Below are 12006 nucleotides of genomic sequence, written 5' to 3'. Positions count from 1 at the left end.
TACACAGAAAGCGGCGGCAGAAAGCCGGATCGAGTTACCACGTTGTTACGTGTATAATCGACGCAGATTTCACATCATGTCAGGCTGTTTTCTCTACAGCCTGCAAGTTACGTTATTTAAGGTGATATAAACATGGGATTCAAATGCGGTATCGTTGGGCTGCCTAACGTTGGTAAATCTACTCTGTTCAACGCGCTGACCAAAGCCGGTATTGAAGCGGCCAACTTTCCGTTTTGTACCATCGAACCGAACACCGGTGTCGTGCCAATGCCGGATCTGCGTCTGGACAAGCTGGCAGAAATCATCAACCCCCAGCGCGTAGTGCCAACCACCATGGAATTCGTTGACATCGCCGGTCTGGTAAAGGGCGCGTCCAAAGGTGAAGGTTTGGGCAACCAATTCCTGACCAATATCCGTGAAACCGAAGCCATCGGCCACGTTGTTCGCTGTTTTGAGAACGAAAATATCATTCACGTCGCGGGCAAAGTCAGCCCTGCCGATGACATCGACACCATCAATACCGAACTGGCACTGGCGGATCTGGACACTTGTGAACGTGCTCTGCATCGCGTGCAGAAGAAAGCCAAAGGCGGCGACAAAGACGCCAAAATTGAGCAGGCGGCACTGGAAAAATGCCTGCCTCAGTTGGAAAACGCCGGGATGCTGCGGGCGCTGGATCTGAGTGCGGAAGAGAAAGCGGCCATCCGCTACCTGAGCTTCCTGACGCTGAAACCGACTATGTACATCGCCAACGTTAATGAAGACGGTTTCGAGAACAACCCTTTCCTGGATCAGGTACGCGAAATCGCGGCTAAAGAAGGCTCCGTGGTGGTGCCGGTGTGTGCCGCCGTCGAATCGGATATCGCCGAGTTGGATGATGAAGAACGTGAAGAATTTATGGCGGAACTGGGCTTGGAAGAACCGGGGCTGAACCGCGTGATCCGCGCAGGCTATGAGCTGCTGAACCTGCAAACCTACTTCACCGCGGGCGTAAAAGAAGTCCGCGCCTGGACTATCCCGGTCGGTGCCACCGCGCCGCAGGCCGCCGGTAAAATCCATACCGACTTTGAGAAAGGTTTCATCCGCGCCCAGACCATCGCCTATGAAGATTTCATCGCGTACAAAGGTGAACAGGGTGCGAAAGAAGCCGGCAAAATGCGTTCAGAAGGCAAGGAGTACATCGTTAAAGATGGCGATGTGATGAATTTCCTGTTCAACGTCTAAATAAAATTTGTCGTCTCATGCGGTTTCACCAAATCGCATGAAGACTTAAAAATTTCATAAAATCCATGCAGTTGCGTGGATTTTTTTATGATGTTTCATATTATCCCAAGGCAGCGCACTTAAAATAAATACAATCCGTTTCCTGCTTGATGCAAGGAGTCTGTCTATTCTATTGGCGTTCGCCCGAACCCCACACTGCCGGAATTCACACCGGAGTGTGGGGGTTCATGCATGCATGACTTGCCTGAATCAGGATACTTCGCTTTGAGTTCCGCAAAGCGGCTGGCGTCCCATTCGGTAAAGATAGGTTGAGCATCACAGTATTGCTTTTCTCGAAATAGAAACGTGAGCGCAACACGTTGAAAGTGTCCATCAGTTTTAGATTTGCAGCGGCGGCTGGCGGCTTTCTGTTTCTCATCGAGTTCGCCGATTGACTGTCATGCCTACGCTTTTTATTTCCCAGCCCTCTCCTTTCTGATTTTATCGGCGTAGGAGATAACCTCTTCGCCGGTCTTCCCTGACAGGTCACTTCTCATTTTGTTTTCAAGTATGGATGAACTATCCGCCGCCCCTTCCTGCATCAGTCCATTCATGGTCAGGTGGCTAAAGACCAGAACGTTTAGTGCATTATTGAAAACTAGAGGCCATCAGTACGCAGAGCTTCATCAATATGTGGGGGATTCATTGTCGTTACTTCAGCAACCGAACCTTCACCGCTTTGCCTTTAATTTTCCCCTGCTGCAACTGCTTCCACGCATGGCGCGCCACCGACTGCCTCACGGCCACGTAGGCATGGGTCGGGTGAATGGCAATTTTTCCGATATCGGCGCCATCCAGCCCCATGTCGCCGGTTAATGCCCCCAAAATATCGCCGGGACGCATTTTGGCTTTCTTGCCGCCGTCGATGCACAGCGTCGCCATCGTCGCTTCCAGCGGGATGATGCGCAGCCCGGTCGGCAGCGGGTGCCAGCTGAGTTTCAGATTGAGCATTTCTTCGAGCGCATTGGCGCGTTGGGCCTCTTCCGGTGCGCAAAGGCTGATGGCCAGCCCACTTTCACCGGCGCGGGCGGTACGCCCGATACGGTGGATATGCACTTCGGGATCCCACGACAGCTCGAAGTTAACCACCATCTCCAGCGCTTTGATATCCAGCCCGCGCGCGGCAACGTCGGTGGCCACCAGCACACGGCTGCTGCCGTTAGCAAACCGCACCAGTGTCTGATCGCGGTCACGCTGTTCCATGTCGCCATGCAGTGCCAGCACGCTCTGGTGACTGGCGGTCAGCGCGTCGTATACCGCCTGACAGTCTTTTTTGGTATTGCAGAACACCACGCAGGACGCAGGCTGTTCGCGGCTCAGCAGTTTCTGCAGCAGATCGAGTTTGCCGCTGCGGGAAACCTCATAGAATTGCTGTTCAACCGCCGGCAGTTCATCCACCGTGTCGATTTCAATAACCAGCGGATCGTGCTGGATACGATGACTGATGGCGGCAATGGCGTCCGGCCAGGTAGCGGAAAACAACAGCGTCTGACGCTGATCGGGCACATGGGCGATAACCGCATCGATGGCGTCGGCGAACCCCATATCAAGCATGCGATCCGCTTCATCCAGCACCAGCGTCTGCAGGGCATCAAGGTTGACGGTCTCCTTTTCCAGGTGATCCAGCAGTCGGCCCGGCGTAGCGACAATGATGTGGGGAGCATGGGTCAGCGAATCGCGCTGGATGCTGAACGGTACGCCGCCGCACAGCGTCAGCACCTTGATATTCGGCATGTAGCGCGCCAGGCGGCGCAGTTCGTTGGCAACCTGATCGGCAAGTTCACGGGTCGGGCACAGCACCAGCGACTGGGTATTGAACCGCCCGGCATCAAGATGCTGTAACAGGCCCAGGCCGAAAGCAGCGGTTTTGCCGCTGCCGGTTTTCGCCTGCGCGCGGACATCTTTTCCTGCCAGGATCGCCGGTAACGCCGCCGCCTGAATCGGGGTCATGGTCAGGTAGCCCAGCGCATTAAGGGTGGTAAGTTGTTCCGCAGGAAGCGCGTTCAGTTCAGCAAATGAGGTCACGGTGAAAATTCCAGATGAGATAAGCCGGCAATGATACCATCCCTTTCCTACCGCACCGCGAGGAGTTTTCATCAGGCATATTCACCCGTCATTGATGCCAGCGTCTGCCACTCTTTTTTTACGATAGCCGACACCTCAATGTGGTCGCATCGCCGAGTCTCACGGTTTCCTCGGTTCAGGGCATTCAGTACATAGACGTGGATTGGTGAAAGCGTTTTTCTGTGACCGAAACATGGATGGATAAAGAAAAAGCGCTACGGAACGCGGAAAGAAGCCCGCAGCGATATTTTTGATGACAGCGATATTTTTGATGACATCGAAATGTTTTATAACAGTAAGCGTCGGCATAGTTCGAGCACTCAGAGGTCAGCGATAGAGCATAAAAGCCAATATTATCAACGGCTCGGACATATCCAGATTATCCATGGCGATTCACAACGTCATTGCCGCAGAGGGTTCAATCATGGCTCGGCGCCATATCCGTTAATGAAGATGGAACCCCCCGCGCGCTGTCAAAGGGATCCCGAGTACAAGCCTGGTTAAAACCAGCCAACACGATGAGGACGTGATTTGAACACAATGGTTTCCACAGCCAATACAAGCTACCGATGGGTGATTCTGGCCATTGCGACCCTGGCCCAGGCCTGCGCGTGTTTTTTTGTACAGGGTATCGGGACGATCGCCATCTATATTCAGCACGAACTTCACTTAAGCGCCATGCAAATTGGCTTGTTGGTGTCGGCAGCGCAGTTGGTGCCGCTCGTTGGGCTGCTGGTCGCAGGCGAGCTACTGGATCGATATAGCGAGCGCCTGGTGGTGGGTATCGGCACGTTGGTGGTCGCGTGCGCATTGATGGCCGCCATGCTGGCCGGTAGTTATTCTTCGATACTCATGTTCCTGATCGTCGTGGGCGCCGGTTACAGCACCGCTCAGCCTGGCGGCAGCAAATCCGTGGCGCGGTGGTTCGACAAGCAGCAACGGGGGTTTGCCATGGGTATCCGCCAGGCGGGGCTGCCGCTGGGTGGTGCACTGGCGGCGGCGATCCTGCCGTTTACCGCAGCACAGTGGGGATGGCGATATTCGTTTCTGGTCGGAGGGCTGGTCGCGCTTGTCGGGGCATTGGTTTTTATCCTGTTCTACCGCTCACCCCACATGCATGATGTCGCGACGCAAACTACCACCGGGAGCCTATGGAAAGGCGCCATACTGCGATTACACATGCTTACCGATCCTTCAATGAAGAACATCATGGTCTCTGGGGTCAGTCTGGTATCGGCACAGTACGGCATTTTGGTGTTCACGGTGCTCTATTTACATGATCGGTTACAGATGGAGGTAGCCCTGGCGGCATCATTGCTATTTGTGGGACAAATCGCCGGCGCTATCGGGCGCATCCTGCTGGCGGCATGGAGCGACCACTGCAAATCGGGGCGTTATTTCCCGGTATTTGTGTGCATGATTGCCGCTGTCGTGAGTTTACTGGCTTTGATCTGGCTACCGCTAAGTTCGCCGCTGCCGGTGGCGTTGCTGCTGGCCTGGCTGGGGTTTTTCGGTTTTGGCTGGTACGGCCCCTGGGTTGCCTACGTGGCTGAGTCGGCGCCACCGCAAAAAACCGGCTTTGCGCTGGGGTTGTCCATGGCCGTCAATCAGGTCGCCATTGTGCTCGTGACGCCAGCGTTGGGATTGTTGCGAGATACGACCCAAAGCGATGTACCAGGCTGGTTCCTGTTGGTCACGCTGATAGTGCTGGGGCTACTGTTCACGCGCCCTCAAAGCCAGATCGGGCAGCGTTGAAAACCCATATAACCAAGGCATGCGGCTTTGCGTTGATGTTAAGCCATGCAGTGGGCACTGCATGGCAATAGAACCACCGCCATACTGTAATGTCTCCCTGTCCTGCGCCTCATGGATAACCGTCAGGTTGTTCGCCCCATCAACAGAGCGAGCCATTTTGGTAAAATTCCCCCGCATCCTTGTTGACTTATTTTGCTAAAGGCTTACTTTTCAGGACATGAAAAAAATCCTTATTATCGTTCCCGACGGCGGCTTGCTGTTCGAATCCACCGGTATCGCCGACATTCTGATACAGGCGAATCTGCTGTATGCGGAAGGTTTAGCCCGCCCGCGTTACCAGGTCGATATCGCGACAACGCAACCCCATCAGGTGATCCACGGAAGATCGGGGTTAAACCTGCTGGCTGACCATCGCCTTCATGAGCTGGATCCTCGCGACCCCCTCGACACGGTCATCATTACCGGCCGGGGGCAAAGTGAACAGGAAGACGCCGCCGTCGTCGACTGGCTGCGCCTCGCCGCGCCTCATGCACGCCGTATTGTTTCAATTTGCGGCGGTGCGATGCTGTTGGCGCAGACCGGGCTGCTTAACGGACGACGGGCGACGACGCACTGGAAATTGCTGGAGACCATGCAGTCAACCTTCCCGGATGTAAAAGTTGAAGGCGGGCCGCTGTATATTCAGGATGGCCCGATCTGGACATCCGGCGGAGCCAGTTCCGGTTTTGATTTGACGCTGGCACTGGTTGAAGAGGACTACGGTTTTAGCCTGGCCCGCGATGTCGCGCAGGACTTGGTGATGTATCTGCGCCGCCCCGGCGGTCAGTTACAGTTCAGTCGTTACCATTTACAGCCCCCCAACGGCTCCGGCCCGATCAGCGATTTACAGGCATGGCTGCTTGAAAATATCACTGCCGACCTTTGCGTTGACGCATTGGCGGAAAAAGTCGCCATGAGTCCACGTAATTTCACCCGCGTTTTTACCCGTGAAACCGGCGTTTCTCCGGCGCGCTATGTCGCCGAAGCGCGCCTGGCCGCCGCCCGGCAGCGTCTGGAGCAAACCACCGATACGCTGGACAACATTGCCCTGCAAACGGGCTTTGGCAACAGCATCAACCTCCGCCGTATCTTTGAGAAACAGCTCCACCTGACGCCGGGAGAATATCGCCAGCGCTTTCATTGCTGCAAAATGGCGTAAAGTGATCCTTTTTTGTCATTTACGCCACAAGACCCGCGGCCTACAGTAACCCCAAGACAACACATAAGGAGTTCATCATGGTCAAGGTCGGTATCAATGGTTTCGGGAGAATCGGACGCAACGTGCTACGCGCAGCGCTGGACAACCCGGATATCCAGATTGTGGCAATCAACGATCTGACAGACAGCAAAACGCTGGCGCACCTGCTGAAATACGACTCGCTGCTGGGTACGCTGCCCGTTACCGTGGAAGCCGCCGACGGGCAATTGCGCGTCGCGGGTCGCCCCATCGTCGTATTCAGCGAGCGCGATCCCGCCCGCATCCCCTGGCGTGACGTAGGTGCAGATATCGTTATCGAAGCGACGGGCTTCTTCACCGAACGTGAAAAAGCGGCGGTACATATTCATAGCGGCGGCGCGAAACGTGTCATCATCTCCGCGCCAGGCAAGAACGACGATTTGACGGTAGTGATGGGCGTAAACCACGAACGTTACGATCCACATAAACACTATGTCGTCAGCAACGGTAGCTGCACGACGAATGGCCTGGCGCCTGCCGCGCAGGTACTCCACCAGGCATTTGGTATCAAGCACGGACTGATGAATACCACACATGCCTACACCAATAGCCAGGTATTACACGACCAACCGGAAAAAGATCTCCGCGGCGCACGGGCTGCCGCGCTGTCGATCGTGCCGTACTCCAGCGGTGCGGCCAAAGCGCTGGGGAAAGTCATCCCCGAACTTGATGGCCGTTTGACCGGCTACTCGCTGCGCGTACCGGTTCCGGTGGTGTCGATAGTCGATCTGACGGTTACGCTTGAACGTGATGTGAGCGTGCAGGACGTCAACGATGCCTTCCGTCAGGCGGCAGCCGCTGGGCCGTTGCACGGCATTCTGGGCTATAGCGACGAGCCGCTGGTATCAAGCGATTACCGGGGCGACCCACGATCATCCATCATCGACGGGCTGTCGACGCTGGTTATCGGCGGCAATATGGTCAAAATTCTCGCCTGGTATGACAACGAATGGGGGTTTTCAAATCGCCTGGTTGATCTGGCGCTCATGATGTCTCAACGCGAACAGCAATAAATACTGAGAACGAACACCCGGTTTCAACGGGTGTTCGTTCACGACGCTCCCTCTGTTTTCACCTAACCGTAACAACCAGACGCCATCACTACGTTGTTTGACGGCATCAAGTCCGTATCAGGATCGCGCCGGCGCCACCAGAATTCACTGGCGATATATCGCCAGATATGTTTTAAAATCAGATGGATACATCCTAAAAATTTCCTGTTAACCATCACATTGCGTAGACGAATTCGGGTACGCATGGTGATCGGCAAAACGGCTCTTCATTCGCCACCAGCGCCAAATATCCACCGACATAAACAACAGCACGCTGATCCCCATGACCGGCAATGCATACCCCAGCAGCGCTGCCATCACCCATACCAGTGATTTTTGCAGCACCGTCAATGACAACCACGCGCCGCAAAGCGTATCGAGCGGGTTCATCCGCGCGACGGCCGGGCGCCGCAACCACCACATGCGATACCCCAACACAATCATGCTGCAAAGCCCCAGCCCGAAAAAGACGAGAATGAGCTGGTTGGGCACCCCAAACAGTATCCCCATATGCGCATCCACCCCCCAGCGGGTCAGCTTGGCGGCCAGCGGAAACTGCTCAAACCAGACATGGTCGACGATAGCGAAGTTTTTCGGGTTTACCGATACCGCATCCACCTGCGTTGGCCAGCGGCGATCCACTTCCGTTACCGTCCATGCTTTACCCATTGCTTTGGGTTGACGCAATTCCACTTTTTGCGCCGAAATCCCTGCCGCCCGGGCGGCATCCAGCACCTTATCCCAATCGCCATCAGGCCGGTTAACGGTTGCCGGATGAGACATCCCCGCCATATCCATGCCGGGCATAGGCATGGCTATCCCGGCAGAGTGTTCGGCGTGTGGGTCGGCTACGCCGACAGGGCTTTCAGCATTGATATCGGTTCTGACCTGTGGTGTAAGCCAGTTCAGCGAGCTACGCATTTTGTCGATATTATCGCCAGCCCATTGCGACCAGGTTAGCCCGGTCACGGAGAAAAAGAGCAACCCGATCACCAGCATTAAACCCAGCGTAATATGCCAGTGACGGGAGACGGCAAACCGCCCCCTTATCTTTTTCGCGGCTCGGCGCGGGCGGGTGCCCCGCCAAAGCACCACCCCACCCAGCGCGGCCACCCATAACCAGGAGGCCGCCAGCTCACTGTAGTTTCGACCGAGATCACCCAGCAACAACCCACGATGCAGTTGATCCAGCCACAGTCGCAGCGGCAACACGCCGGAGGTGCCGTAGACGGTCATATCGCCTTTAATGGCCAGAGAATACGGATCGACAAAGACCGAGCGTGACTCGGAAGGGCCAAGGCTCCCGCTGACGAATTGTACGCGGGTGGTCTCCGTCGATTGAGGCGACGGTCTTACCGCGTACACGTTCAGCGCCTCACCCGCATAGTGGCGGGCAGCGGCGACTTGTGCCGACAACGGCTTGGCTTCGCCCGCCGGAATAACCGTCAGCGCATCGTTATACACGTAGTTTTCCAGTTGCGGCGTCAGCACATACAAGGTGCCGGTCAGAGCCGCGACGAAGATAAAAGGCGCAACAAACAGTCCAATATAAAAATGCAGACGTCGGATAAGGTTAAACAGCGCACTACCACCCACCCGTGCGTTGGTCTGAGCATTCGACATAACTCACCGTTTCAGTTTTCAGAAATGATTCAACGGCGGAGGTTGTCACTCCGCGTCGTGAATGAATAAAGATTCCCCACCAACTGAAACGAGAGGCGGCGCCCTTGGCATATGAAACGCCGCACTCAGGCGCAGATAAAGCGCGACGATAGTAACGCTTTGCGAATGCCAGCAGGAGAAAGGAACAAACCGAAGTTCAGGCGTAAAAACCCACAAAAACAGTGGAACATGGATAAGCAGTTCGCAGTAATCACAGGCACTGTCTTGCGCAGGATAATCATGTCGATGAGGGCTTGCTGACGGAGTCACCCCCATCGCCGCCGCGCCATGCATTGACGAATGATCCATCCCTGGCATCGTCATGGCGGAATGCGCGACCGCGCTGCCGTCGTCGCGCGATTCAGACGCAAGTAAGCCGCTGGATTGCAGATGTTTTGAGACAATCGGCGCGCCGAGCAGCATCACCATGGCGAACATCGCGATATATGCAGTCAGGCGAGTGATCAGGCGACGGGAAAACATCATCACAATGAACGGGGGCTGAAAAATGTGCCCCCGATGTTAATGTCGCACACAAAAAAGTAAAGCGCGGGTGTCCAACTGGGATGCTTTCGGTTAACAACCTGTGATCCAACGCAGGCGGCACGAGCAACACGCTACCCAGGGTTTATCGGGTAAACGCGCCGCAACGCTCTGCGCACAAGGCTCATCAGAATATCATTCATCCCGCACCGGATAGGCGGCACAACGGATCATCCCACAACGCAGGCAACCGTAGCGGCACGTGCCGGCGGTTATGTCGCGGCGCCGGTCAGCGTTATCTGTTGAATATTCAGGTGGTGCGACAGTTCGCGCACAATCACCAGGTAGCTGATGAAATCCGCGCCGTCCGGGAACTCATCGTGATATTTAGGGCTACCGGCGATCACATCCGCCACCCGGTTAAATACGTTCTCAATCTGCTGTTGAGTCAACAACGGCCCGTTCACGCCAGCACTGCGGGCGATTGCCGCCAGATAACCGTCGGCACAAGCGAAATGTGACGCCACATGATGCAGCGCCGGCGTCGCCTGAATCGTATCTTCAATGGCGGCGATCGCCATTTCAACCTCATAGGGCGATGGGATATCACGGTGGAAAAAACGGCGGGCAATAGCGCGGTATCCTAGCGTCAGCACGGCATCCGGTGTGGAAAAGCGCACCCAATCAGCGTCGATAGTCAAGGTGTTATGCATACGTATACCTCCTGAAACCAGCATCGAATGGTCTGCACAATAGCGCTGATTCGCCGGGAAGTGAAACCTCCCCCATCACCTGCCGAGCTGACTGGCTTTGCCTGCTGTTCGCTCTTCGCGACACCGCATCCGCGGCCATCCCCCCTGCGTCCGGCATCTTGTCGGTAGCCCCGGCCGATGCCGGCGCGTTTATCTCGCGTTGTGGGCATACCGCGCATTTGCCCGCCATCAGCGGCCCCTTCACCGCAACAGGATCATCAACGAGTCACATGAACCGCCGGCAATGCGCGATTGAAGAAACTGCCGCCCAGCGCACGCTCTACCTGCGCCGCGAGTTGTAACAGTTGGCCGTCGTTACCTTGCCGGGTCTGGAAATGCATCCCCAGCGGCACGCCCGATGTCTGCCGCGCCAGCGGTATCGAAATCCCCGGCGTTCCCGTCAGGCTGGCCAGCGGCGTATAGGAAAAGATATCCCACAGGGTGTAGAACCAGTCGAGCACATCCGGGTTATCGCTCAGCGTCAGGTATTTCTTCTCGCCCATCAGCGGCGTCGGTTTGGAGAATGTCGGCGTCAGAATCATGTCCCACGTCTCATAGAAACGACCAAGGCGGCGCGAGGTGGTATTGAAAACATCCTGCATTTTCCAGCGATCGCTGTAGGACATATCAATCCCTTTCTGCCAGATTTTGATGTTGATGGGCTCAACCTGATCATCCGGCGGCGCCGACAACCCGCGCTTCTCCAGCAGGCGCTGGATGAACTGCGCAAAATTACTGATGTAACAGGTAGTTTGCGCCCGGAATGCCTCATCGAAATCGATATCGGGCGTCACCCACTCCACCTGATGACCCAGCTCTTGTAAAAACCGAACCGTCCGCTCCAGCTCACTCACAAAATGGGGTTCGGCGCGGTACTGCCCCCATTCGTGCGACACCGCAATGCGCAACGGGGCCGGATCTTTTTTGATGATGTGGGTATAGGCCTCGTCGCTTTTCCAGTAGGGCATGAACTCGCCCGGCGCGCCGCCGCGGCAGCTGTCGACGAACAGTGCGGTATCCCTGACGCTGCGGCTGACGCAGCCCTGGGTGGAAACATACCCGGTGATATCGGACAACGCAGGCGCAATCGAAAACACCCCGCGGGTACTTTTCAGGCCGATCAACCCTTGGGAACCGGCGGGAATACGGATAGATCCGCCGCCGTCGGTGGCATGGGCCAGCGGCGTGATGCCCGCCGCAACCGATGCAGCGGCGCCGGCAGAAGAGCCGAACGTCGTATAGTCGGGGTTCCAGGGGTTACGGGTGACATAAATCTCCGGATTTTCCACCGAACCGCACACGCCGAACTCCGGCGCCGTGGTTCGCCCGATGATATTCAACCCGGCGTGGCGGATCTGGGTGGTAAGAAATGCATCTTCCGCCGGTCGGTTGCCCCGCAGGAATTTGGAACCCTGTTCCTGCAAACGCCCCTTCACGCCCGGCCCCAAATCTTTCATCAGAAAAGGTATGCCACGAAACGGGCCGTCAAGCCGGGTACCATCGGTTTCCGGCGCAGCGATGGCGTCATCGAACAGCGCGATCACCGAACCGATATGCGGATTAATCCGGGCAACGGCAGCCGCCGTTTGCTGCGCCAGCTCCGTGGGCGTGACCTCCCCTTGCTTCACCAGTTCCGCCATTTTGGTCGCATCACACGCGGCCCACTCATCCCAGCTCATCACAGTCTTCATCGTTAATG

The 12006-nt window shown here is 56.1% G+C and carries 9 protein-coding genes and 1 pseudogene; 4 read left to right on the top strand and 6 right to left on the bottom strand.

The window, feature by feature from the left end; genetic code table 11:
- Window positions 1–132 precede the first annotated feature (132 nt).
- Entirely contained in the window at window positions 133–1224 is a 1092-nt protein-coding gene (gene ychF, locus DPA2511_RS09550) for a redox-regulated ATPase YchF (protein ID WP_012765459.1), read from the top strand.
- Window positions 1225–1676: 452 nt separating this feature from the next.
- On the opposite strand, the pseudogene DPA2511_RS24250 reads toward ychF, so the two are convergent.
- Together DPA2511_RS24250 and dbpA are read right to left on the bottom strand one after the other, a co-directional pair.
- Window positions 1677–1847: pseudogene (locus tag DPA2511_RS24250) on the bottom strand (DUF6694 family lipoprotein); the annotation flags it as partial.
- Between the two features lie 67 nt (window positions 1848–1914).
- Window positions 1915–3288, bottom strand: a complete 1374-nt coding sequence (gene dbpA, locus DPA2511_RS09540; RefSeq protein ID WP_012765458.1) for an ATP-dependent RNA helicase DbpA — start codon at window positions 3286–3288, stop codon at window positions 1915–1917.
- A 579-nt stretch (window positions 3289–3867) separates the two neighbouring features.
- Here dbpA and DPA2511_RS09535 point away from each other — a divergent pair.
- The 3 genes from DPA2511_RS09535 to gap all read left to right on the top strand — a co-directional run bounded on the left by DPA2511_RS09535 (window position 3868) and on the right by gap (window position 7371).
- Window positions 3868–5082: an MFS transporter gene (locus DPA2511_RS09535; RefSeq protein WP_012765457.1), complete on the top strand. Its 1215-nt coding sequence runs from the start codon at window positions 3868–3870 to the stop codon at window positions 5080–5082.
- A 217-nt stretch (window positions 5083–5299) separates the two neighbouring features.
- Window positions 5300–6280 carry a GlxA family transcriptional regulator gene (locus DPA2511_RS09530; RefSeq protein ID WP_012765456.1) on the top strand — a complete coding sequence of 327 codons (981 nt, stop codon included), beginning with the start codon at window positions 5300–5302 and terminating at the stop codon, window positions 6278–6280.
- A gap of 77 nt (window positions 6281–6357) precedes the next feature.
- The gene (gene gap / locus DPA2511_RS09525; RefSeq protein WP_012765455.1) at window positions 6358–7371 is read left to right on the top strand and encodes a type I glyceraldehyde-3-phosphate dehydrogenase; all 1014 of its coding nucleotides are present in this window, start codon (window positions 6358–6360) and stop codon (window positions 7369–7371) included.
- Window positions 7372–7578: 207 nt separating this feature from the next.
- Here gap and DPA2511_RS09520 read toward each other — a convergent pair whose 3' ends face one another.
- From DPA2511_RS09520 to DPA2511_RS09505, 4 genes are all read right to left on the bottom strand, one after another.
- Window positions 7579–9033, bottom strand: a complete 1455-nt coding sequence (locus DPA2511_RS09520; RefSeq protein WP_012765454.1) for a PepSY-associated TM helix domain-containing protein — start codon at window positions 9031–9033, stop codon at window positions 7579–7581.
- Between the two features lie 45 nt (window positions 9034–9078).
- Window positions 9079–9510 (bottom strand): DUF2946 domain-containing protein, encoded by a 432-nt coding sequence (locus DPA2511_RS21485; RefSeq protein WP_264175904.1) that lies wholly within the window; start codon window positions 9508–9510, stop codon window positions 9079–9081.
- Window positions 9511–9827: 317 nt separating this feature from the next.
- The gene (locus DPA2511_RS09510) at window positions 9828–10268 is read right to left on the bottom strand and encodes a hypothetical protein (protein ID WP_012765452.1); all 441 of its coding nucleotides are present in this window, start codon (window positions 10266–10268) and stop codon (window positions 9828–9830) included.
- A gap of 257 nt (window positions 10269–10525) precedes the next feature.
- Window positions 10526–11998: an amidase gene (locus DPA2511_RS09505; RefSeq protein WP_012765451.1), complete on the bottom strand. Its 1473-nt coding sequence runs from the start codon at window positions 11996–11998 to the stop codon at window positions 10526–10528.
- Window positions 11999–12006 lie beyond the last annotated feature (8 nt).

The sequence above is a fragment of the Musicola paradisiaca NCPPB 2511 genome, from assembly GCF_000400505.1.
Classification (GTDB): Bacteria; Pseudomonadota; Gammaproteobacteria; order Enterobacterales; family Enterobacteriaceae; genus Musicola; species Musicola paradisiaca.
Note: the sequence above shows the minus strand (reverse complement) of the source record. Positions and strands in the feature narration are given on the sequence as shown.